The following is a 21,918-nucleotide window of genomic DNA, read 5'->3' as shown; positions in this document are numbered from 1 at the left end:
CGCTTCCTCGTTGTTATTGATATGCTTCCGGGTCGAGGCGGCGCATTTCCGCCTCTATCCACCGCTCAATCTCGTCCATAAGTTCAACCTGCTCCCGGCCCTCGGTGTACACCGGCTCACCGATGGAGACATCGATAGTGCCCGGAAGGAAAGAAAATGAACGTCTTGGCCAGCAGCGCCCTGAGGTCACGGCAATCGGAATGATACAGGCGCCACTGGTAATGGCGAGACGGCTGGCACCGGTCTTGTAAGACCCCTTGCTGCCGCGCTCGGTTCGCGTGCCCTCCGGGAACATGATGATCCACTTGCCTTCATCCATCAGCACCTTGCCCTGCTCCGCCACCTTGTTCCAGGCCTCTGAGCGTTTGGTCCTGTCGATGTGAACCATGCGCAGGCGCCCGATACACCAGCCAAATACCGGGATGCGCAGTAATTCTTTCTTGAATACGTAGGCCAGGGGATGCGAGGTCATACTGGGGAAAAAGAACGTTTCCCAGGTTGACTGGTGCTTGGAACAAAGCACTACCCGGCGCATATCTTCCTCTCGAGGCAGGTGTTCCTCCCCATGCAGGCGATATTTTACGCCACCGACAATCCGCGCCGCGCCAATCACGCCCTTGAGCCAGGGCACCGCAAACCACCACCACAGCTTCTTGTCATCCAGGAACAAGGAGCAAAACACCAGGGCGAGCCCGAAAGGAATCAGTGTCAGCACCAGCCAGATAAAAACAAGCAGAGAACGAATAGCGTTCATCGGGGTCCCCGGAAATCACAAGCTGTGCATTAAACCAGAGCAGCGCCCTGCTGAAAACCAAACATTTCTTAGCCCTGGCGTGACAGCGGCGTTACCATTGTACCGTCTTATTCAACAAGGATGCCCCGATGACAGAGGGAATCAACAACCTGGGTAATGGCACCTGGGCCTGGTTGGCGCACAGTAACAGCTGGGGCTGGAGCAACGCGGGGCTGATCACGGACGGCGAGGAATCATTACTGGTCGACACCCTGTATGACCTGCAGCTGACCGACCAAATGCTCAGGAAGATGCGTGCCGCAGAGCCACTGGCCCGGCAAATCGATACCCTGGTGAACACCCATGCCAACGGGGATCACTGCCACGGCAATGAGCTGGTCCGCGGCGCTGAGATCATCGCCTCAACCGCTTCTGCGGCGGAAATGACCGAACTACCTCCCGAGGCCATGGCCGCTATCGTTGCCTCCGCAGCCGAAATGGGCCCTGTGGGACAGTATTTCCTCGCCTGTTTCGGCCAGTTCAAGTTCGATGGCATTGTGCATACACCACCAACCCGGACCTTCGACGGCCAACTGGACATCAAGGTTGGCGACAAACCTGTGCAACTGCTGGAAGTGGGACCTGCGCACACCCGCGGAGATGTGCTGGTCCACTCCCCCGTGGACCGCACGGTATTCACCGGCGACATCCTGTTTATCGAGGGCACGCCCATCATGTGGCAGGGTCCCGTGGCCAACTGGATAAAGGCCTGCCGCCTCATCGAGGAAATGGATGTGGAGCATATCGTTCCCGGACACGGCCCGATCACCGACAAGGAGGGTGTACGCCAGGTACGACAATATCTTGAGTACGTGAGAGACCAGGCGCGCCAGCGTTACGACGCAGGGCTGGATGCGTTCGAGGCAGCCCGGGACATCGAACTGAGTGAGTACGCATCGTGGTCTGACCCGGAACGCATCGCCGTCAATGTCGACAGCCTCTATCGTGAGTTCTCCGGCGAACAAAACGCGACCGACATTTTCGAACTGTTCGCGCGCATGGCGACGCTGGCCGGGTATGAATTACCCAGGTAATTTGACTGCACCCTGCCGTATCGCACTGGCTCTGCTGTGCACGATGCTGGCAGTTGCGCCCGCCACAGCGAGTCATGCCCTCTACGACGCAGAGGGTCGCAGGCTGGACGTGGAAATCGCTCCGCAATTCTCACCACAGTCGCGCGAGGAGGTCATCAGTTGGACAGAAAAGTTAGCCGGGAGTCTTACCCTGGTCTACGGACACTGGCCGCGTGAGCGCTGGATCATAGAAGTGGAGGCGACCTCGGGCAGCGCCGATGACCCTATCCCCTGGGCCCAGATCAAGCGCGGCGGTGTAGACACGGTCAAATTCTACGTGGTGGACAACACCAGCGCCAAAGACCTGCTTTCGGAGTGGACCGGCTATCATGAAATAGCCCACCTGCTGTTGCCCTACCGCGGCTGGGGGGACACCTGGTTCAGCGAGGGGCTGGCTACTTATTACCAGAACCTGTTGCAGGCCAGGGCTGGCCTGATCAGTGAACAGGAAATGTGGCAGCGTTTGTATGCGGGTTTCATGCGCGGCAGGGAGGACTCACGATTCGACGGCAAGTCCCTCATCGAGGTCAACCGACAGATGCGCAGCAGTGGCGGCTATATGCGCGTCTACTGGAGTGGCGCCTGGTATTTTCTCGCTGTCGACATTCGCTTACGGGCGCGCAGTAATGGCGCCTTCGGTCTCGACAATGTCCTGCTCAGGCTCAACGATTGCTGCGCCCGCGACGCACTTTCAGTGGCAGAGATGATCAAGGTGATGGACTCGGGTGACCAGCAACCCGTTTTCGCTGAACTGTACCAGAGCATGCGCAACTCAACGCGCCTGCCGGATTTTGAGCCCCTGTTGGCAGAACTGGGGATTACCATTGCCAATGGAAAGGTGGTGTTGCAGTCCACGGGAAAAGCGGCGCAGCGCCGCCGCCAATTTCTGCAATCCACCGCGCTTTAATTCTTCCACCCGCCGGTTATACTGGTGGTTTGCCAATATGCTGTGAAGGCAGCAGGGATTACCCGGCGCCGTGAAAAAAACCGTATCGAAAGCAGAGATCAGAGCCCAGCTGGAACGCGAGATGCAACGCTTTTTGAATGGCGGTGGCGAGGTTGAGAGCATCCCACAGGGCACCAGTGGAAAAGATCCCAGCGACCCGCCCCTGTTCCTTAATCGCACTCTGTTTGTAGAACCCAAGACCCAGCGCACGTTGGTGCCGGATGTGGTGGCCGCCATTGAGGCCAGACGGCAGGCAAAGCTCAAGCGCCGCACCCCTGCGCCTAAACGTTCCCGCCTTCCCCAGCGCAGACGCAAGGTCATCTACGATGATTTCGGTGAGCCTTTACGAAAAGTCTGGGTAGAAGAATGATGCAAATTGGCTGGCCCCCGCCAGACAACGACAGCGCGCCTCAACCGATAAAAAAGGCTCTTCGCAGATTAGCGGGGTTGCTTAGTTGATAGACACTTTCCAGCTGAGCGGCCACCACGAATGGGGCAAGCCTTCCAAGGGCGTGGACGTTTGTTTTCAACCGCGGAAGGCTTACCCCATTCGTGGTGTCCGCTTTGTTTGAATGCCTCATCGCTTGAATGCCTCATTTCCCGCTAATGTGCGATGAACCAAAAAAAAGGGCCTTTCGGCCCCTTGCGTTATTCAGGTCGAGCTTCAGGAGAAGCGGCGACGAATACCGGTCAGTATACCACCCAGCGCCAGCAGGGCACCGCCGGCCGCACCGATCAGGAACAGTGGAGAAGCGGTAGTCGGCATTTCGACAACTTCTTCCTCGATTACGATCAGATCTGCCTCGTCGGGACCATCCGCGTCGTGAATCGCCATAGCGAAACGGTCTTCGGGGATGTATACATTCAGCTGCTGACCGCGCATCAGGTCACTTGCACGGTAGCTGCGGCCACCGATTTCAGCGCGCCAGGCGCTGTCAAGCTGGACAGAACGGCTGTCACCCATAGTGCCATCAGTGTGCAGCGGACGGAATGTCATGCGGTTGCCGCGGACACGTACCACTTCGACTGTTGTTTTGGCATAGAGCTTGCCGGCTTTCTCGAACACTGCCTGACAGCTTTCTGCGATGTCAGGATTAGCAGCGAGAACTTCTGCAGCCCAATTCAAATCGGCGCAGGTTACCGTTGCGCTTTCAGCCTTATCCTGTGCCATCAGTGAACCCGCTGACAGTGACAGGGCCATACCTACTGCTAGTGCCATCTTCTTTTGCATGTCAAAACCTCCTTAGTTTTGGTTGACATCAGTGGTGTCGAGCGACGCGGTAACGATAAATCGTTGAGGCGCTTGCCCAACAAAATAAAACGGGTAACAAGTGACCAGGGTCACGGTCTGCTCTCGGGTGTCCTTGAGCAGATGGGTATCTGTCTTGTCGACGACGGTGGTGGACTCGATGGTAAAGCGCTTCTCACCCTCGAGGGTCTGCAGAAGGATCTGGTCGCCAACCTGCACATCCTTCAGCGCGCGAAAGTAGCCATCCCGGTGGCCTGAGATTCCAATATTGCCGCCTTCGTGGGGATAGGCCATACCGTTGATCACACCGGCTGCTCTATCCATCACCAGTTCGGACGATGTCTGGTAAACGGGCACTTCAAGACCTACAGCTGGCACTTCCAACACGCCAAGGATTGGCGGCAGGTCGGCGGTCAGGCTTTTTTTGTAATCGGCGATGCGGCCAGGTGCCCAGAGAGAGGTATCGGGCGCGTCATCCACACTGAAACCGACAGCGGGCGTTGTGGCAGGGTTACTGGCTTCGATTTCAACGTCCATCGACACCGCACTGGACGCAAGCAGTACCTGGTCTTCAAATGCGGAGATCGCCCCCTGACGCTCCACTTCACCCTGTGCAAGCTGCACAGCGAAAAAGCCGGTGAGCGCAATGCCAGCAATATAGCTGAGCAACTCGCCTGAACGAACGACCAGTGGATGCAGATTCAACGACATAGGTTAGTCGCTAGCTTCCTTGTTTGCAGTGAAGTGTCCATTATCTTCCCCACCGTGAAACGCTTCAGTCAAGCGCGATACAATGTTGACCATTCTAGTAGGTTATGGCGAAAGTGCTAGTGCACAATTTATTTAGTTATAAGGCCCATTTTAACCAGACCTCGGGTTATTCTGCCACCAACTATTTACCCGCCGGCACGGTGGCCCTGGCGGCTACATCAGGAGACGCACAATGACCGACACTATCAAACCTTTCAGTATTGCCGTTGACGACGCACAGTTGGACGATCTGCGCCAAAGGTTGAACGCCACACGCTGGCCAGACGCACAAACCTGCGAGGGCTGGGAACAGGGCATGCCACTGGACTACGCCCGGGAGATGGCCGCGTACTGGCTGGAGAAATACGACTGGCGACGCTGCGAGGCCACGCTCAACAGCTGGCCACAGTTCACCGCCGAACTGGACGGCCTGAACATACACTTTATCCATCGCCGCAGCCCGCACAGCCACGCCCTCCCCCTGATCATTACCCACGGCTGGCCTGGATCCGTCATCGAGTTCCACAAGATAATCGACGCACTCGCGGAGCCGGAAAAATACGGCGGTGACGCGGCTGATGCGTTCCACGTGGTCGCACCTTCACTGCCTGGTTACGGCTTTTCCAGTAAACCCGCAAGCACCGGCATGTCCGTACAGAACATCGCCACAGTGTGGGGCAAGCTCATGGCCCGGCTTGGCTACGAGAAATGGGTCGCCCAGGGCGGTGACTGGGGCTCCATGGTCACCCAGTGCATTGCCGAGAGCGAGGCCGCACACTGCCTGGGCATTCACATCAATATGCCCATTGTCGCCCCGGACCCCGAGACCATGGACCAACTCACACCAACGGAACAGTCCGCTCTGGAAGACATGGCCTTTTACAATGAATGGGACTCCGCATACGCCAAACAACAGTCTACCCGGCCGCAGACTCTCGGTTACGGCCTGGCAGATTCACCCGTGGGGCAAATGGCGTGGATAGTAGAGAAGTTCTATGCGTGGACAGACTGCGAGAAGAATGGCGTCAAGCACCCAGAGAATGCGCTGAGCAAAGATGAAATGCTCGACAACGTCATGCTCTATTGGCTGAACAACTGCGCCGCGAGTTCCGGGCGACTTTACTGGGAGAGTTTCAGGACCCCTGAGCTTGCACCCATTGAGATGCCGTTAGGCTGCTCCGTGTTCCCACGGGAGATCTTCCGCGCGAGTCGACGCTGGGCTGAAAAGCGCTATGCCAACATTATTCACTGGAATGAACTGGACCGCGGCGGGCACTTCGCTGCGTTTGAGCAACCGGAAATGTTTATCGCTGAGGTACGCAACTGCTTTCGCCAGCTGCGCTAGCGCTTAACGCGGCTCTTCAGGAAAATTACTGGTATTCAGGCTGCTGGAGAACGGCCGCGTGGTCTTCAGCGTCTCTCCCGGTGAGGATGAGTACACAGGGACTCTGGCCTGTGGGGCAGACACGGCGTCGGCAGACGCGGTGTGAGCGGGCGCGGCGTCTATTGCCGCAGCGGGTAGCTGGTAGTCAGAATCGTCGATACAGTCCACCTCAAACTCCCGACTGTGCGTATTCAGCCTGGGCGCAGGCACCGGTTCCTGGACCGCACTGTCGCTGAAGTCGCGCGCCGGTTCTGCTGCAGGCCGACTGCGCGCCACCGTGGTCTTGCGCCTCAATTGAGCAGGCGGTGTCGGTGATTCAACAACGGCCGAGGCGGCCGCCGGCGAACCCTCGCTGCCGGCCGGCGCCCGCGCTGAGTTGCCCTCGCCTATCCTCGGGGTGCGCCCGCTGCTGCCGATAAACTCCAGGTTTTCCAGGGCGGCATCCAGCCCTACCTTTGGCGGCGGCGCGCCAATCGCGTCATCGTCAAGGTCGCTGTAGCTTGCTTTTTTCTGCAACTGCCTGGCCTGGGCGGCGAGCGTATCGCCGACGGGAATGCCGCGGGCGGCAATTCTTGGCTGCGGTTGTGCGTTACTGCTCTCAGGTGCCGTAATCGCCGCTGTGGTGACCAGGTCCAACGCCGGCGAGTCCGTTTCCACGCCCGCCTGCACCGCCAGTTCGTGCTCCTCACGCAACACGCGCTGCTTTAATGTTTCATGGGCAAACGCTGACCAGCGGCCGAAGTGTGATGACTCGGCGGGCTCGGGCATCTGCTGCTTGCTGAAATCGCGCATTGCCGCCATGAAGCGCTGCTTCACCGCGCGATAGTGGTAGATGTGGTCTTCAGTGTGCAACTGGAGCAGATCGGCGTCGCCGCGGATCACCAGCATTTGCGGGGGCAACTGCCCCTGCAGGCTATGCAGCAGATCCGCCACGAAACAGAGCCTGAACGCCGAATTGAGCGTCGTTTTCGCCTGGGTATCACAGGGAATATAAAGATAGTTACCCAGTTGCGAATAGCCACTGGTGCGCATCAGTAGATTGACGGACCCCGATAGTGAGCCCAGCGCCAGTTGTCCGTTGACGATGTAGTCGGTCCCCCGACGCATTGCGTCCAGGGTGGCCGCACGGCGGACTGGCTCCTCTGCGTCCCAGTCAATCAGGGCGACATGTTTACCCTCATCGCGCAGGGTCGCGGCCAACTCGTCCTGGCGCTGCACATACCCTACAGGTGGCGGGGAATAGGCGTCCGGGGCGATGCCGTGTTCAGGGTTTTCCAGGGTGAGCCGCTCCATCCAGGATGCGAAGGGACTCTCCCTGAACAGGACCATATCTTCCGAGGTATAGGTGACGGCTCTGTCAACGCTGTAACGGTACATAGGCTACTGTCTGGGTCCTCTTTTGGGATACAAACAGCATAAGCACTGCGATCGCTTGTGCCGTTTGTATATTTATATAGGAATGCCCGGCCGCTGGCAACGGCCGAAATGAAATTGCGCGGCGCAAGTACCGGTTCCGCGCGGCCAGATGGTCAAAAACGCTGGAAAATCGTTGCCCCACCCACCAGGGTTCTCTCCACTTTCAACTCGCGCATCGCCAGGGTCTCGGTGAGCGGACTACCGGAGAGCACAATGATATCCGCCAGTTTACCCGGCTCCAGGGAGCCAATGCGATCGTCCTGGAAAACTTGCCAGGCCGCGTCAATGGTCACCGCACGCAGGGCAGACATCACATCGATGCGCTGCGCCGGGCCGATTACATCACCACCAGAGCTAAGGCGGTGAACCTGGCTCCACACTGCCTGCAGTGGCAGCATGGGCGTCACCGGGGTGTCCATATGTGAACTGAAGCGCAAATCCTGTTCCTGCGCCCAGCGCGCCGGACTCATTGCCGCCGCCCGCTGCGGGCCCATAAAGATATCCCGGTGCCGGTCTCCCCAGTAAAAGGTATGGGCAGAAAAGAAACTGGGGGTGACCCCCAGCGCCTTCATACGCGCCACCTGGTCCTCACGCGCCATCTGCGAGTGAATCAGGATCATTCTCGGGTCCTCTACCGGGTAGGCACGCTGCGCCGCCTCGAAGGCATCGAGTATGTCCTCGATGGATTCGTCGCCATTGCCGTGGATAGCAAGCTGAAAACCGGCCGTGTGTAACTTCTCGACCCGTTTGAAGAGTTCATCGCGGGGAATCGCCGGGTAGCCCCGATACTTCGCGTCGTGCGGATCTCTCGGCACATGGTAGGGATGGCTGAGATAGCCCGTATATCCCTGGATACTGCCGTCGGCCACCAGCTTGACCGTCTGCATGGTCACCCGATCGGTACTGTAGGCCTGCGGGTCGAACTCGTCGCGGTCCAGCGCGTCGGCAAATTCAGTGTCAAATGCGAACATGACCACGCGCAGGGGAATCACCCCCAGTTTGCTGAACCACACCAACCCCCTGGCCAGCGCCGGTGAGGTCCCCCCGGACTGCGCGGTGGTAACACCCACCTGGGCGTACTCTATCGAGGCCGCCTTGATCATTGCGTATACCTCGCGCAGCCCCATGTCCTGCATGTACATCATCAGTTCCAGGCGTGCAGTCTCTTCCAGCAGGCCATTGGGCTCACGGGAACCGGGATGACGCGCGATAACCCCGCCTACGGGGTCCTCTGTCTCCGCGGTGATTCCCACCAGCGCGAGGGCGCGGCTATTGGCCACCAGCATATGCCCTGACACATGGGTAGCGACCACCGGATGCTCTGTTGAAACACTGTCCAGCTCCTCCCGGGTAGGATGGCGTTTCTCCTCCAGCAGCGTGTCGTCGTAGCCGAAGCCGCTGACCATTTCGCCGGGTTCAGTGACCGCAGCTCGCTCGCGCAGCGCCTCCAGCACATCGGCCATCCGCAATTTCCCACCCACCGGCGGGCTGGTCAGGTCCGCAGACACAACACTCATCCCCGACCCGGGGAAGTGCCCGTGCGCATCGACAAAGCCCGGCATCAGTGTTCGCCCACGCAGGTCGTTGACTTCTGTATGGTCTTCAACCAGCGCCATTATCTCGTCAGTGCTGCCCACTGCCTCGATACGGTCGCCGCGCACGGCGACTGCCTCGACGACACGGTTCTGCGCATCCATTGTCAGTACTTCACCATTGATAAACACCTGGTGTTCGGGAGGCTGCGGCACCCGCGTGGCGATCTTGAACAATACGGTGAGGCCACCCAGTAGGGCGACCAGGACCAACGTAGCTGCTTTCCAGTTCATGCTCTTTCTCCGGGCCCGTTATCAAGCCGCTGCGTCTATCAATATTTCAGCAAGTCGAGCGCGGTGCCAGGCGGCATCACCCCATAACATCTCGCTATGCTTCTGGCGCTTGAAAAACAGGTGCACAAAGCACTCCCAGGTAAAGCCTATACCACCGTGACACTGCACCGACCGGCTGCTGGCGAACGCCGCCATGTCGCTGGCCGAGGCCTGCGCCATGTGCGCGGCCTGTGCGGCTTTCCCCGGTTCGCAATCAACCGCGCAGGCAGCGTTGTAAACCAGCGACTTGGCCTGGTCTATAGCGATCATCACGTTAACCAGGGGGTGTTTCACCGCCTGGAAGAAACCCAGGGGATGATCGAATTGCTGGCGCTGATTGGCGTACTCGACAGTGGTCTGCAACTGCCATTCGCCGGCACCCACCATATCGGCCGCATGCAGCGTCCAGATGGCGGGAAACGCCGCGTCCATGACGCTTTCAGCCGCACCGCCCACCCACTGCGCCTCCACGCCCTTGAACACTACATGGGCCTGGTCTCGCGTCAGGTCGACGATGGCGTCCTGGTGCACCTCCAGTCCGGGTGCATTCGCAGCCACCCAGTACAGGTCCAACCCCTGCTGCGACCGTGCGCATACCAGCAGGCGGCTGACTTTGCCCGCGTCCTGCACAAAGTAGGCGGTGCCATCCAGCCGGCCATCGCTAGCGGTAACCCCGGTGTCGGCGGGCGACCAGGAACCTGAGGCGTTGGTCAGCGCCAGTGTCGCGGTCTCTCCGGCGGCGATATCCTCCAGAGCACTGTGCCCCGCATCGCCACAGGCAGCCAGCACGTAACTGGCGGAAAGCGTGGCCAACAATGGACAGGGAAAACCGGCTTTGCCCAGTTCCTCTACCAGCCCGGCAACGCCAACCAGGGGCATGCCCACCCCGCCCTGCTCCTCGGGCACCGCCAACAGGCTCCAACCCAGGTCAACCATCTGCTGCCAGAGCGCCTGGTCCCATTGCACCGTGGGGGCGCGGTCGGGTGAAGGGTCCGCTGCAACCAGGGCGTGCAGTTTGTCTGCGGTAAAGTGCTCGCTGAAGAATTTCTGCGCAGAGCTCTTCAGCAGCGCCGCTTCTTCGGTAAAACCAAAATCATCCGGTTGTGACATGTTCTTTCTCCCTACTTGGATTTGGCCATGCCGAGCACACGCTCGCCGAGAATATTACGCTGCACTTCGCTGGTGCCGGCAGCAATAGTGAAGCCGAAGGAGTTCATGTACGCCATGGGCCATTGGCCACCGTCAGGTGCATTGGGGTCTGCCAGATAAAGGGAGCTTGCAGCGCCCTCGATATCCATCGCCAGCCCCGCGGTGTCCTGGGCGATTTCACTCATCAGCAGTTTATTCTGCAAAGGCAGTCGCATGGGGTTGTCCTGTAGTGCGGTCACGCGCGAGCGGCGCTGGTTCCCCGCCATACCCGCCTCGCGTATCACCTGCTGCATGATGCGGTCGCGCAGCAACGGGTCGTCAGCAGCTGTGGCACCATTACGCGCCGTGGCGCGCGCCAGCTTGATCAGTGCAGCAGCACTGGTGTTATGCGAGGACTTGTTACTCATACCGCCTGAACGCGGCGTTACCAGTTCCCCGGCACCGCGTTCGTGCAGCAGCGTGGTCATCGCCACCTGCCAGCCCTTACCCAACTCATCGAGTCGAAAAGTGTCATCCACTTCCAGGTCCTCGAAGATCACTTCGTTGAAGCCTGTTTCGCCCGTGATCTTGATCAGCGGGCGCACCGTGACCCCTTTGCCCAGTGCCGAACGGATGGGCACTACGAAGTATGAGAGCCCGTCATGCTTGACCGACCGGTCAGTGCGCAGGAGGATAATCATCCACTCGGCAAAGTGGGCCAGCGACGTCCACACCTTGTGCCCGTTGATAACCCACTTGTCACCCTTGCGCTCGGCAAATGTCTGTACGCTGGCAAGATCAGAGCCTGCGCCGGGTTCACTGAACCCCTGGCACCAGATGTCCTCGCCGGAGAACAGGCGCGGTAACAGCCGTTGTTTGAGCTCCTCCTGCCCGTGGTAGAAGACCGTCGGGGCCGCCATGCCCAGACCGATGACGTTGGGCATATAAGGCGTGCGCGCGCGCATCATCTCTTCATTGGCGACGCGCTGGCAGTCCGTCATGCCACCACCACCGACTTCCACGGGGTAGTCGCAGCCCACCAGACCGGCGTCGTAAGCCGCTTTTTGCCAGGCCTGCAGGTAGGCCAACTGCTCCTCGGTCATGATTTCCAGGGGTGTCAGGGGCAGACGCACCGGCGGCTCGGCGGGCTGGTTATCGGCTATCCATGCTTTTGCTTTTTGCCTGAATGCGGCCTGTTCGGGCGTGTCTTTACTCTGTTCATCTGCCATACAATGACTCCTTGGTTGCGATCACTTGCTTTTATATTGCGCGGGCAATGCCGGGGGATCAGTAATGCGGGGGCTTCTCATCTTCCAGCGACACCATTTCACCGGGGCCCTCCCGGTCCAGCCGGGCGCTTTGCTCGTCCTGCCTCTGCTTGAGCAGCGTCAACTGCTGACGCAACAGGATGATCTCCTGCTGCTGATTGGCGACGGCCTCGTTGAGTGCAGCCACCGCGTCGTCCTGGAAAGCCATCTGGCTTTGCAGGTCTACCAACTGTTGTTGCAGTTGCTCTTCATCTTTCATGTTGCATGCCAAGTGGGTTTGCCAGAACGCAGCGCGATAATATACTTGCCCGCTTCACGGATTGACACGGCAGACGCATGAGCAAGCGAAAAAATTCAGCGCAGCGGTTGGTATACAGTACCGATGGTGGCCGACTGTGCCCCCAGTGCCATCGCCCGGTCGCAGACTGCGTTTGCGGCAAGGACCGGCCTGCCGCAACCGGCGACGGCATTGTGCGCCTGCACCGGGAGACCAAGGGCCGCGGCGGCAAAGCCGTAACCGTGGTACGGGGGCTGCCCCTCGCCGGCAAGGATTTGAAGGCGCTGGCACGGGAGCTGAAGCAAAAATGCGGCGTGGGTGGCGCACTGAAAAACGACGATATCGAGATACAGGGTGATCAACGTACCCTGATCAAAACAGAGCTGGAAAGCCGAGGATATACCGTAAAACTTGCCGGAGGCTGACATTTAAAAGAAGTTAGCTGCTTTTTGGTGGTTTTAAAAGCGACGTTATCGGAAGATGCGTCGCTTTTTTTATGCCCGCACAACCACTCTTTACTCTAGTTACGACCCTTTCCCGAAATATTTATTAATTAAACCCCGCAACACGTTATTTTTATTGGATTTTATTTTTCCCTGTGGTAAAAAGTACCCTGTGAGCACGGAAATGCGTCGAAACGGGATAGTTCTCGCAAGAATAATCCGGCCACACCAAAACCATAAGTGAAACAGCAGTATCTGACGGATTTGATATCCCTGCGAGGTAGTGGACAATGTACGTTACCGCAGAACACCTGAGAGACCAGGTCATCCGACCTACTCTCAAATATCTGGGAAAATGGACACCGGCATGTGAGAGCTTTCTTCTCGACGCCGCAATTGATGCCCCTGACCTGGGGCTCTTCTCCGCACGCAACGACGGTATGGGCCTGTTCCACATCACCGCGGCACAACACCGCGATCTGTGGGACCGGTATCTGGCCTTCAACCCGGACATGGCGAGCCGGGTGCGGGGACTTGCCAGCCAGCGGGCATTTCTCAGTGACCCGGACGGCGAACTGCAGACCAACCTGAGCTATTGCACTGCAATTGCATGGTTGCTCTACCAGCGCGCTGGCCTGGCGAAAGAGACAGTCGCCGAGCGCACCGGAGAAATGGCACTGGCCTGAATACGGGAGGCCCCGGCCTCACCGGATTTCAGCAGCGTGCGCCAGTTGCTGCCACAATGGCAGGTCTTCGGGCCGGTCGATATCCTGCAAAGGCGGCAAACCCTGCCAGCACGTCTTACTCGCCGCAAACCTGGCGACCGTTTCGCGGTAGACCGAGCCTGAACCCCATTTGATACCCTCGAACCAGCTCGCATCCAGGGCACGCGCCCCGATCAGCACATAGCCCCCGTCCACTGCTGGACCGAGAACAACCTCGGCTGACTCCAGCGCCGCCAGCGCACGGGCCAGGTAATTGCTGTCCAGTTGCGGGCAATCACTGCCTACCAAAACCACTCTGGAGAAACGCTGCAGCCCCGCATGCAATGCGTTGTACATGCGCTGTCCCAGGTCTTCGCCGGTTTGCCCGCGTACGGCGGCGACCCCCTCAGCCTCGCACTGCTGGAACAGCGGATCATCAATCCTGCCGGTAACAGCCAACTCGACCCGGCCCAACCGGGCTGAAGTAAGCCGCTGAGCCGTCCATAAAACCAGTTCGCGATGCAGCTGGCAGGCTTCATCGGGACCCAGCACAGGCTGCATACGTGTTTTGACCTGCCCGGGAACAGGTTCGCGGGCGAATTGCAGAAACAAAACGTCCTGCAACTCAGCGGCCGTCATAGTAAATGCGCCGCAACCTTGCGGGAGACACACCCAGGGCGAAGCCCAACCGCAGTGCCCACATCTGCAGGACAGTCTTCACCACCCCTTTTTCCTGCCAGCGGCGGCTGGAAGTGAGTACCGGTTCCGCAATGATCAGCGGCGATAACTCCCTGCGCAGTCGCTTACTCAGGGCCACGTCTTCCATCAGCGGTATTTCGTCAAAGCCACCAAAGCATCGCAGGCATTTCCTGCTGACGAATTGCATCTGGTCTCCAGTCGACACGCGGGTGAGACGGGAACGCCAGTTGATACAATTGCTGATAACGCGAAACGCCCATGAGTCGCCACTCAGCTGCACCCGGCAGAATCCCCACAGCGGCTTGCGCTCGAGATAGGCAGCCAAGCGCGTCGCATCTACCCCCGGAATGCTGTCCGCATGCAGGAAGAACAGGTACTCTCCCGCGGCTTCACGGGCACCCCGATTCATTTGCAGGGCACGCCCCGGGGGGCTGTGCAGCAGGCGGTCGCACAACGGGGTCGCCCGCTGCACGGTGAGATCATCGCTGCCGCCATCCACCACCACCAGCTCTGCGGACGGAAAACGCTGGCGCAGTGTTGTCAGCAGACCCGCGATATGCCCGGCCTCATTGAGCACAGGAATAACAAAACTGTAGCGTGGTGTCGGCAACGCTACAGCGCGCCGCCACAACTACTGCCCTGCCCTGCGGCGCAGCCGTAGCAATGCTCTCCGGTCAACACCGGGGCGCCGCTGATGTCGGGCGCAAGCATCAGGTCACGCAGGTGCGGGCGGCCTTCGCTGGCCAGCACCGGGAGGTCCAGCATCTGGTTGAAATCACAGTCGTACAGATAACCGCGCCAGTCGACACTGATCAGGGTGCGGCACATCAGCCCCGCGAGGTTGTCCTCGGCGAAGTTGTTGCGCAACAAGCTCATATATTCGGTGTACTGCCCCTGGGCCAGCAACACCGCCCCGAAGCGGCTGATCGGCATATTGGTAATGGTAAAGAGTTCGTTGAAGCTGATACCGAAGCGCTCACCCAGCTCACGCTTGTAGTCTGCCTGCAGGCCCTGCTGCGGCGGCGGCAGCACCGGACCCACAGGGTTGTAGACAAGGTTAAGCTGCAGCGCCGGATCATGTCCGTAGCCCAGGTCGTTGAGCAAACGAATGGCGCGGATACTGTCGTCGTAGACACCCTCGCCACGTTGCTGCTTGACGTTCTCTTCAAGGTAACAGGGCAGCGACGCCGTCACCTCTACGCCCTGCTCCGCCAGGAACGCGGCGAGCCCCGCCTGTTCAGGCTCCAGCAAGATGGTGAGATTGCAGCGGTCGATAACACGGTACCCGCGCTTGCGAGCAGCGACCACCAGGCGGCGGAATTCAGGGTTCATCTCGGGCGCGCCGCCGGTGAGGTCCAGGGTGCCGATAGCCAGCTTGTCCGCCGCCTCCAGCAACAGGTCCACCGTGGCAGCGTCCATCAACTCAGTACGCGTGGGACCGGCGTTGACGTGACAGTGCACACAGCTGAGGTTACACAAATACCCGAGGTTGACCTGCAGGGTGTCTACACCCAGGCGTGTGAGAGGCGGAAAATCAGTCTCCAGCAACAGCGGACGCGTGTCCTGCATGTTCCGTTTCCTTATGCGACTTGATTAATAGAGCGCGCGGCGCTCTCCGGTGCTGAGCAAACTGCTGGTATCGCCCAGCCGATACTGGAACACCACGTTATACGACAACACTGCCTGCACATAGTTGCGCGTTTCACGATAGGGAATGGTTTCTATCCACAGCTCCACCGGCAGACGTTTACCCTGCTTGTTGCGCCAGCGGTCGACACGATGGGGGCCTGCATTGTACGCGGCCAGGGCAAATACCCGGTTGCCCTGGAAGCGGTCAAGCAACTGCCGGTAGTAGGCGCTGCCCAGCAGGACGTTGTGCTCAACCAGGTACAACTCTTCACGGGTATGCGGCCTGCCCAGACTTGATGCCACCTGCTTGCCGGTGGCAGGCATCACCTGCATCAATCCCCGTGCGCCTACCGGCGAACGCGCCTCCGGGAAAAAGGCGCTCTCCCTGCGGGCAATGGCCATCAACTCGGTAGCGGGGACTTTCTGCAGGCTGGCGTAATGCTGGAAGGTGTCCTGGTAGGGAGTGGGAAAACGCACATCCAGGGCGTCCCAGGCCCGGGCACGGCTCGCCGCGTCAATCGCCATCCGGTGCCAACCCTGCTCCACTGCCAGTGCGGCCAGGGCGTGGTGCTGGTCGGTATCTTCCGTATCCTGCAGCACCTTGAACCACTCCGAGTGCGCATCGCGCTCAGCACTATGATAGTTGAGCTCGCCGATACGCTGCACCGCGGGTAGTTGCCGCACGTTGTCGGTGCTGGCCGACTGCAGCACCAGTGGGCGGTTATTGAAGGAGTAGCTCTTGCCCAGGCGGTCTGCAGCCAGGAAACCATAATAGTCGCGCTCTCCGGCCAAAACCTGCAGCAGCTCCCTGGCCCTGGCGTCTTCGCCGATCTGCGAGAGGTAACGGGAATACCAATAGCGCCACACCGCTTTTTCCCGGCCCTGCGCAGACAGCAGGGGTAGCGTGGTCGACAAGGCGTCCCAGTCCTGTTCCCGCAGCGCCCAGCGCAGGCGAATTTCTACCAGTTTGTCGTCCTGCAGGCGCTTGAGCGCCGCCGGCAGCCAATCAAGATTCGCCTCTGTGCGCGAAAACAGGCTCTGCTGGGCTATCGCGTATTCCACTTTGCGCTGCTGTGCTTCGGTAAAGGCTTGCTCGTTGCTGAAGCGCTGCCAGAAATCCCGCGCCTGAGCAGGGTTATAGCGCGCGAGATAGGCCAGGCCATGCGTGGCGATATCCGCCGAGTATTCACTGTTCGCAGGCAAGGCCTGGTCGCGCAAACTGGCGGGCTTGCGGTAAACGGCCAGTAAACGTTCAGACCAGGGCCGCAGCGCATCGCTGCCCTTGCGCGCAACATAGGACATCAGCGAGCGCTCGCGTGCATCGAAGGCCTTCAGCAGTCGCGCCCACACCACGTCATCACTGAGCTGGTCAGCTTTGAGCCAGGCGGCAAACAAGGGGTCACACGGCTTGGGGCGCGATTGCCCATGAACCCAGAGTCGCTCGGCGCCCTCCCAGGCCGCGAGTTTATCGCCCTGGGCCAGAGTGGCGCGAAAGTAATAGCACTTGAGATCCACGCTGTTGGGTTCATCGGGCATCACCGCGAGGAAGTCTTTCCACCGCCGCTCCTTGCCCGCCTGTCGCAAATAGTTGACGAGGAAACGATTGGGTAATGGCGTATCTTCACTCGCGCTGATAAAGCGCCGCGCATCGGCCGGGCGCACCTTGCTGACCTGGCGACTGAGTTGTTGGTAGTCGAGATAGACCGCCAGTGGATACTCGTCCAGCCCCGGACGCAGCTTCTGGTATTCGGTCCATTGGCCGCGGTCGATCGCCCTGACGGCGGCGGAATAGTCATCGCGAGAGCTGGAATAACCCTCCGCCAAACCGGCGCTGGCCGCCGCTTGAAGCCCGCAAGAAAGAAAGAAGGCGTAGACCGCAAGACTGGCCTGAAACCGCAAAACAACCCATCCTCAGCTAATGCTGTTGCCCTGGCGCTGTCGGGATGATGGCGCCTGTGGGGGGTAGATTGATACGAGGCAGAGACGAATGCAAGCACCGGTTGGGAATACCGGCCCGGAACATCAGGCCGACCGCCGGATCGTTGACAACGGCATGATCCAGAATCACCTCAGGGTGCGGAATAGGCTGACTGTAGTCGTCAGTCCCGGGATAAGCCCGGCACTACCCCGCAGGTAAAAAGCCCCGGGGCAGCCGGGCTGCGGCCGACCGCGGGGCGGGACTACTGCCTGCCCCCGCGAAGGGGCCAGGCAGGGGCAGTGCCGTCAATCGATCTCGATACGACGCCTGACCGGCGCTTTCTCCGCCAGTTTAGGTGCTTTTAGCGTCAGCACGCCGTCTTTGAATGAGGCCTTGATATCCTCCTCCTGGACATCACCGCCCAGATTGAAGCTACGCATGAACTTGCCGTAACGCCGCTCCTGACGGATGATTTTGCCTTCCTTCTCTTCCTTGTCTTCCTGTGTGCTCTCGGCCTCCAGGGTAAGAACACCTTCGTTTACGTGGACGTGAATATCCTCCCGGGCAACACCCGGCAACTCAGCGGTAATCTCAAAGTGATCATCCGCATCCTTGATATCCACCCTGGGGGCAAAAAAGTCACCCATTTCGCGATCAGCAGAGCGCTGCCAGTTATCACCAAAAAAGCGATCAATATCAAACACACTGCTACGTGGGACTAAAGACATAAGACACCTCCTTTGCGTGTAGTTGGTCCTGCCTTAACCCCATGAATAGTGTCGATACAGCGGGTTTTCAAGGTGCAAAAATCAGAATTCATCCGCCGCATGATCCAGGTCAATACCCCCCATCACTTGCCTTCGACTGACCGAATAGGAATAATGCGCCACTCACTTCAACCGCCTGTAGCTCAGCTGGATAGAGCAGCCGCCTCCTAAGCGGCAGGTCGCAGATTCGAATTCTGCCAGGCGGACCATTTCCTATGGATTCATGACCTTACAGAGGCTGCACCTGCCGATTTTATAGCAAGTGCTGCCTTCTCTAGCCGGTGGGTGTATCACATCGCCAAGGCAACACCTTGAACTCGCACAAAGTCAGGAATAAAATACCCTCTCGTTTTATCACAGGCGCGATGCTTGTAAGTAGCTTAGTGCTTCGGAGACTCATGAGAGCCTGAGGCAGGACTTGGCAGTCCATGCTACTCGACACCCGTCATTGGCGGTGTAGTGATAGATAATTGGGGGATAGCCATAAGGCTGGCCCGGGTCACAGGACGGACAGCCTCTTACCGCCCGGTGACATCAATTATTGGTATCATTATGCCTGTGAAAAACTTACCTCCTAAAGATACAACTGCTAGTCACTACAAAAGCATCTCCTACGAAACACTTGCAGCCAGCTGGCTTCTCAACGATGGCTGGGAAACTTACCTACCCCTAGTCGATCATGGAATGAAAACTGACTTGATCATTGCGGATGGCAACAACTTCTATCGTATCCAAATCAAATCAGTGGACACAAATGATGAATGTTTTGTCGTCGACAACAAATGGAGTAAATCTGCTATCGATTATGTCGTCTTTTTCTCCAGGCAAGGCGACTGGGGCTATATCACGCCTCCATTCCCAGAAGATCAGCGAAAGCTAAACTCACCTGGCCATATACGGTTTCATCAACATCCGAAAAATTTTACGAAGGCCTTTGCAATGGCCTGAAAAGGCTGGCAACAAACCTGAAACGCTCATCCAAAGGTTTACACTCATTCCAAGCCATCTGAGGTCCTCCCTCAAAGGGAATTAGGGGGAATTAGGGACAGACCACGATTAGCCGCTTTCGACCTGCCTGCTTCTTATTTCCCTCATCGAAGCTAAAGCCGGTACAAGCTTAATGCCGCATGAACAGGCTAAAGAGCACCCAATGGTCGACCTGTGCGAACCACTAGCTGAATGGTGCAACCGTGGTCTGTCCCCTTTTTATTGAATTGGCCGCGCCCAGTTCGGGCGAATATCCATCGCCAATACGGAATCTGAAGCTACCGCACTGATAGATGCGGCGTTTGATGCGGCCTTCCGGGCAGTAGAGGAGCAGACCCAAAACGCGCTTTAACATCTGCCCGACTCCCTTTATATTTGCTCACTTCAAAAACCTCGAGAAAGGACCCTGATCTGTGGCTGTAGATTTTTCCTCACTTGCGCCCAACACCCCCATCGTCGTGGGTGCCGGACAGCATGTTGAACGCGATGTCGGTACAACGTCTCACCTCGCCATGGCAACCCGGGCAGCAGCGATGGCTGTATCCGACTGCGGTGGCACCGGCATCGTAGAGAATATCGATACGATCTGTGCAATCAGGTTGTTTTCTGACTCAGCGCCGAACTGGCAGTCGGATTTGGGTCGCAGCAATAACCCGCCTGAATCCATCGCGACCGCGATCGGGGCCAGCCCGCGTCACCGGATCTACTCTCACGCCGGAGGCAACGAGCCCCAGGCACTTCTCATGGAGTTTTTTTCCGATATCGCAGCGGGTGAAAGAGAGATGGTGCTGCTGGCGGGTGCCGAAGCACTGCGCAACCAGCGCAAGGCCCAGCAGCAGGGGTTGCATCTGGACTGGAATGAAGAATTCACAGCCCCGCTGGAAGATCGGGGGATAGGCAATATCTATCCCGACCCACAGGAGATTGCCAACGGCATGGTGATGCCCCTGCATTACTACACCCTGATTGAACAGGCCAGGCGCAACGATCTCGGCATGAGCCGCGAAGCCTATCTGGATGAAACTACAAAGCTGATGGCCTCATTCAGCGAGATCGCCTCGAACAATTCTTATGCCCAATGGCCTGGGGCCATCTCCGCCGCTCAGATCCGGGACGCCGAGCCACTCACCCATCTCTACACCAAGCGCATGATCGCGCAGGACAGCGTCAACCAGGGCGCTGCCCTGCTGCTGACCAGTGTCGCCAAGGCGCGCGAACTGGGCATACCAGAAGATCGCTGGGTCTTCATGCACGGCGCGGCGCAGGGCACAGACGTTGACGTTAGTGTTCGCCCCACTCCTGGCACCTCTGTGGTAGCTGGAAACGTGCTGGATAAAGCAATGGATATGGCTGGCTGTAAGCCCGCCGACATGGACCTGATCGACATCTACAGCTGCTTTCCTTGTGCGGTCAGCGAAATCAGCGACCACCTGGGGCTACCCGCGGATGGATCGGTTCCCCTCACCCTGACTGGCGGACTGCCGTTTTTTGGCGGGCCTGGCAACAACTACAGCATGCACGGTATAGCCGAGATGGTCTGGCAACTGCGGAAAGCACCTGAACAGCGCGGTCTGGTTCATGCCAATGGCGGTTTTCTTACCAAGCATGCGGCTGGTATCTTTTCCTGCGTGCCGAGCACCATCGACTGGGCAACCGTAGAGACCCGGATCAGCCCCGACGCTACCACGAGTTGTGAAAGGGCCAACAACCCGGAAACTGGCGTGGTGATTAGCTACTGTGTCAATTTCTACAAGGGTACACCTGCTACCGCGATTGTGCTGGCTGAGACAGACGCCGGCCAACGTTTTGTGTGCTGTACAGCACCGACGGACACCGATACGGCTCAGCGAGTACTGGCCGCAGACCCAACTGGCGAACGAGTGGCAGTGGTGCCCGGCGAGCAGGAACACAACTGGCATCTAAGGCTTGTCAGCAACAGCTGAATAAATCTGGCTCGGAAGTAAGTTCGCAGTTCGGTTTGGGGAAACCGGGGACAGACCACCATTTAGACGCTTTCGACCAACCTTCTAAACATATCCTCCATCGAAGATGGATTCGAGCCGAGTTTAATACAGCGCGGACAGGTTTGAGAGCACCGAATTTTTGACCTATGCGAAACAGCGGCTGCCAGGTAGAACCGTGGTCTGTCCCCTATTATCTCCCGGCGATACCCCATTAATAAATTGCGTTAAACTAGCCTCGCAATAAAAATGAAAAATATTAGCGAGGATATATATGGGCTTCACAACACGCTTACGGCCACTCACGGTATCGCTGCTTCTCTTCAGTGCGACCGCAATTCAGGCTGAAATACCGTCCCCCGACAGCGATGAATCAATTGCCAAAGGATCCGAACTCTATATGCACTTCTGCACCGAGTGCCATGGCAAGGATGGCCGGGCATTAATGGACGTTATTTCCGACGCGACTGATCTCACCGACCCGGATGTCTATTACAATGGCAGCACCCGGGAGGACATTTATCGCAGTATCAGCGATGGCGCTGGAGTGGGCATGCCGCCCTGGAAAACCCAGTTAAGTGATGAGCAGGATATTTGGCATCTGGTTAATTTTATTCGCAGTTTGTGGACTGAAGAACAGCGTTCAGCGCAGTAAAAAATG

General features: G+C 58.4%; 22 protein-coding genes and 1 tRNA gene. 10 read left to right on the top strand and 13 right to left on the bottom strand.

The genetic code is table 11. From position 1 onward, the window contains the following. Positions 1-13 precede the first annotated feature (13 nt). Complete coding sequence (locus tag C0039_RS07665) at positions 14-754, bottom strand: lysophospholipid acyltransferase family protein (RefSeq protein ID WP_076000960.1); 741 nt, start codon at positions 752-754, stop codon at positions 14-16. Between the two features lie 128 nt (positions 755-882). On the opposite strand from C0039_RS07665, the gene C0039_RS07660 reads away from it, so the two are divergent. From C0039_RS07660 to C0039_RS07650, 3 genes are all read left to right on the top strand, one after another. After that, entirely contained in the window at positions 883-1,827 is a 945-nt protein-coding gene (locus C0039_RS07660; protein WP_101517747.1) for an MBL fold metallo-hydrolase, read from the top strand. Continuing rightward, positions 1,811-2,773 carry a M61 family metallopeptidase gene (locus C0039_RS07655; protein WP_165787061.1) on the top strand — a complete coding sequence of 321 codons (963 nt, stop codon included), beginning with the start codon at positions 1,811-1,813 and terminating at the stop codon, positions 2,771-2,773. The genes C0039_RS07660 and C0039_RS07655 overlap by 17 nt, the downstream gene beginning before the upstream one ends. A 70-nt stretch (positions 2,774-2,843) precedes the next feature. Continuing rightward, positions 2,844-3,182 carry a hypothetical protein gene (locus C0039_RS07650; protein WP_076000957.1) on the top strand — a complete coding sequence of 113 codons (339 nt, stop codon included), beginning with the start codon at positions 2,844-2,846 and terminating at the stop codon, positions 3,180-3,182. Positions 3,183-3,476: 294 nt separating this feature from the next. On the opposite strand, the gene C0039_RS07645 is transcribed toward C0039_RS07650, so the two are convergent. Together C0039_RS07645 and C0039_RS07640 are read right to left on the bottom strand one after the other, a co-directional pair. Further along, on the bottom strand, positions 3,477-4,043 hold the full coding sequence (locus C0039_RS07645; RefSeq protein WP_101517746.1) for a hypothetical protein: 567 nt from the start codon (positions 4,041-4,043) through the stop codon (positions 3,477-3,479). Between the two features lie 12 nt (positions 4,044-4,055). Next, the gene (locus C0039_RS07640; RefSeq protein WP_101517745.1) at positions 4,056-4,772 is read right to left on the bottom strand and encodes a class D sortase; all 717 of its coding nucleotides are present in this window, start codon (positions 4,770-4,772) and stop codon (positions 4,056-4,058) included. A 232-nt stretch (positions 4,773-5,004) separates the two neighbouring features. On the opposite strand from C0039_RS07640, the gene C0039_RS07635 reads away from it, so the two are divergent. After that, the gene (locus C0039_RS07635; protein ID WP_076000955.1) at positions 5,005-6,156 is read left to right on the top strand and encodes an epoxide hydrolase family protein; all 1,152 of its coding nucleotides are present in this window, start codon (positions 5,005-5,007) and stop codon (positions 6,154-6,156) included. A 3-nt stretch (positions 6,157-6,159) separates the two neighbouring features. Here C0039_RS07635 and C0039_RS07630 read toward each other — a convergent pair whose 3' ends face one another. From C0039_RS07630 to C0039_RS07610, 5 genes are all read right to left on the bottom strand, one after another. Continuing rightward, a complete protein-coding gene (locus C0039_RS07630; protein ID WP_101517744.1) occupies positions 6,160-7,572 on the bottom strand; it encodes a hypothetical protein in 1,413 nt (470 codons plus the stop codon). A 152-nt stretch (positions 7,573-7,724) separates the two neighbouring features. Then, entirely contained in the window at positions 7,725-9,437 is a 1,713-nt protein-coding gene (locus C0039_RS07625; protein WP_101517743.1) for an amidohydrolase, read from the bottom strand. A gap of 21 nt (positions 9,438-9,458) precedes the next feature. Next, positions 9,459-10,586 carry an acyl-CoA dehydrogenase family protein gene (locus C0039_RS07620; RefSeq protein WP_101517742.1) on the bottom strand — a complete coding sequence of 376 codons (1,128 nt, stop codon included), beginning with the start codon at positions 10,584-10,586 and terminating at the stop codon, positions 9,459-9,461. Positions 10,587-10,597: 11 nt separating this feature from the next. Further along, positions 10,598-11,833 carry an acyl-CoA dehydrogenase family protein gene (locus C0039_RS07615; RefSeq protein ID WP_101517741.1) on the bottom strand — a complete coding sequence of 412 codons (1,236 nt, stop codon included), beginning with the start codon at positions 11,831-11,833 and terminating at the stop codon, positions 10,598-10,600. 58 nt (positions 11,834-11,891) lie between these two features. Further along, positions 11,892-12,131 carry a SlyX family protein gene (locus C0039_RS07610; RefSeq protein WP_076000951.1) on the bottom strand — a complete coding sequence of 80 codons (240 nt, stop codon included), beginning with the start codon at positions 12,129-12,131 and terminating at the stop codon, positions 11,892-11,894. Positions 12,132-12,208: 77 nt separating this feature from the next. Here C0039_RS07610 and C0039_RS07605 point away from each other — a divergent pair, with 77 nt between their 5' ends. Both C0039_RS07605 and C0039_RS07600 read left to right on the top strand, forming a co-directional pair. After that, on the top strand, positions 12,209-12,574 hold the full coding sequence (locus C0039_RS07605) for a translation initiation factor Sui1 (RefSeq protein WP_101517740.1): 366 nt from the start codon (positions 12,209-12,211) through the stop codon (positions 12,572-12,574). Positions 12,575-12,882: 308 nt separating this feature from the next. Further along, positions 12,883-13,278: a hypothetical protein gene (locus tag C0039_RS07600; RefSeq protein ID WP_076000949.1), complete on the top strand. Its 396-nt coding sequence runs from the start codon at positions 12,883-12,885 to the stop codon at positions 13,276-13,278. Positions 13,279-13,296: 18 nt separating this feature from the next. Here C0039_RS07600 and C0039_RS07595 read toward each other — a convergent pair whose 3' ends face one another. The 5 genes from C0039_RS07595 to C0039_RS07575 form a co-directional block, all read right to left on the bottom strand. Further along, complete coding sequence (locus C0039_RS07595; protein ID WP_101517739.1) at positions 13,297-13,935, bottom strand: TIGR04282 family arsenosugar biosynthesis glycosyltransferase; 639 nt, start codon at positions 13,933-13,935, stop codon at positions 13,297-13,299. Next, positions 13,922-14,605, bottom strand: a complete 684-nt coding sequence (locus C0039_RS07590) for a TIGR04283 family arsenosugar biosynthesis glycosyltransferase (protein WP_243391577.1) — start codon at positions 14,603-14,605, stop codon at positions 13,922-13,924. The genes C0039_RS07595 and C0039_RS07590 overlap by 14 nt, the downstream gene beginning before the upstream one ends. Before the next feature lie 2 nt (positions 14,606-14,607). Further along, positions 14,608-15,564 carry an arsenosugar biosynthesis radical SAM (seleno)protein ArsS gene (gene arsS / locus C0039_RS07585; RefSeq protein WP_076000947.1) on the bottom strand — a complete coding sequence of 319 codons (957 nt, stop codon included), beginning with the start codon at positions 15,562-15,564 and terminating at the stop codon, positions 14,608-14,610. A gap of 24 nt (positions 15,565-15,588) precedes the next feature. Next, positions 15,589-17,523, bottom strand: coding sequence for a transglycosylase SLT domain-containing protein (locus C0039_RS07580; RefSeq protein ID WP_084179756.1), 1,935 nt, complete (start codon positions 17,521-17,523; stop codon positions 15,589-15,591). Positions 17,524-17,847: 324 nt separating this feature from the next. Further along, the gene (locus C0039_RS07575; RefSeq protein WP_101517737.1) at positions 17,848-18,270 is read right to left on the bottom strand and encodes an Hsp20/alpha crystallin family protein; all 423 of its coding nucleotides are present in this window, start codon (positions 18,268-18,270) and stop codon (positions 17,848-17,850) included. Between the two features lie 171 nt (positions 18,271-18,441). Here C0039_RS07575 and C0039_RS07570 point away from each other — a divergent pair. From C0039_RS07570 to C0039_RS07555, 4 genes are all read left to right on the top strand, one after another. Further along, a tRNA-Arg gene (locus C0039_RS07570) sits at positions 18,442-18,518 on the top strand. 250 nt (positions 18,519-18,768) lie between these two features. Beyond that, positions 18,769-19,257 carry a PDDEXK-like family protein gene (locus C0039_RS07565; protein WP_207796399.1) on the top strand — a complete coding sequence of 163 codons (489 nt, stop codon included), beginning with the start codon at positions 18,769-18,771 and terminating at the stop codon, positions 19,255-19,257. Positions 19,258-19,709: 452 nt separating this feature from the next. Continuing rightward, complete coding sequence (locus C0039_RS07560) at positions 19,710-21,239, top strand: thiolase C-terminal domain-containing protein (RefSeq protein WP_101517736.1); 1,530 nt, start codon at positions 19,710-19,712, stop codon at positions 21,237-21,239. Between the two features lie 292 nt (positions 21,240-21,531). Next, complete coding sequence (locus C0039_RS07555) at positions 21,532-21,912, top strand: c-type cytochrome (protein WP_101517735.1); 381 nt, start codon at positions 21,532-21,534, stop codon at positions 21,910-21,912. The last annotated feature ends 6 nt before the right edge of the window (positions 21,913-21,918 follow it).

It is taken from the genome of Pseudohalioglobus lutimaris (assembly GCF_002866825.1).
Taxonomy (GTDB): Bacteria; Pseudomonadota; Gammaproteobacteria; order Pseudomonadales; family Halieaceae; genus Halioglobus; species Halioglobus lutimaris.
Note: the sequence above shows the minus strand (reverse complement) of the source record. Positions and strands in the feature narration are given on the sequence as shown.

Bases quoted from the DNA above. Each gene is read 5' to 3' on its own strand.
- C0039_RS07645 (WP_101517746.1), bottom strand. From the start codon at position 4,043: ATGCAAAAGAAGATGGCACTAGCAGTAGGTATGGCCCTGTCACTGTCA.
- C0039_RS07640 (WP_101517745.1), bottom strand. From the start codon at position 4,772: ATGTCGTTGAATCTGCATCCACTGGTCGTTCGTTCAGGCGAGTTGCTC.
- C0039_RS07635 (WP_076000955.1), top strand. From the start codon at position 5,005: ATGACCGACACTATCAAACCTTTCAGTATTGCCGTTGACGACGCACAG.
- C0039_RS07655 (WP_165787061.1), top strand. From the start codon at position 1,811: ATGAATTACCCAGGTAATTTGACTGCACCCTGCCGTATCGCACTGGCT.
- C0039_RS07595 (WP_101517739.1), bottom strand. From the start codon at position 13,935: ATGACGGCCGCTGAGTTGCAGGACGTTTTGTTTCTGCAATTCGCCCGC.
- C0039_RS07665 (WP_076000960.1), bottom strand. From the start codon at position 754: ATGAACGCTATTCGTTCTCTGCTTGTTTTTATCTGGCTGGTGCTGACA.
- C0039_RS07630 (WP_101517744.1), bottom strand. From the start codon at position 7,572: ATGTACCGTTACAGCGTTGACAGAGCCGTCACCTATACCTCGGAAGAT.
- C0039_RS07575 (WP_101517737.1), bottom strand. From the start codon at position 18,270: ATGTCTTTAGTCCCACGTAGCAGTGTGTTTGATATTGATCGCTTTTTT.
- C0039_RS07555 (WP_101517735.1), top strand. From the start codon at position 21,532: ATGGGCTTCACAACACGCTTACGGCCACTCACGGTATCGCTGCTTCTC.
- C0039_RS07660 (WP_101517747.1), top strand. From the start codon at position 883: ATGACAGAGGGAATCAACAACCTGGGTAATGGCACCTGGGCCTGGTTG.
- C0039_RS07625 (WP_101517743.1), bottom strand. From the start codon at position 9,437: ATGAACTGGAAAGCAGCTACGTTGGTCCTGGTCGCCCTACTGGGTGGC.
- C0039_RS07615 (WP_101517741.1), bottom strand. From the start codon at position 11,833: ATGGCAGATGAACAGAGTAAAGACACGCCCGAACAGGCCGCATTCAGG.
- C0039_RS07605 (WP_101517740.1), top strand. From the start codon at position 12,209: ATGAGCAAGCGAAAAAATTCAGCGCAGCGGTTGGTATACAGTACCGAT.
- arsS (WP_076000947.1), bottom strand. From the start codon at position 15,564: ATGCAGGACACGCGTCCGCTGTTGCTGGAGACTGATTTTCCGCCTCTC.
- C0039_RS07610 (WP_076000951.1), bottom strand. From the start codon at position 12,131: ATGAAAGATGAAGAGCAACTGCAACAACAGTTGGTAGACCTGCAAAGC.
- C0039_RS07600 (WP_076000949.1), top strand. From the start codon at position 12,883: ATGTACGTTACCGCAGAACACCTGAGAGACCAGGTCATCCGACCTACT.
- C0039_RS07620 (WP_101517742.1), bottom strand. From the start codon at position 10,586: ATGTCACAACCGGATGATTTTGGTTTTACCGAAGAAGCGGCGCTGCTG.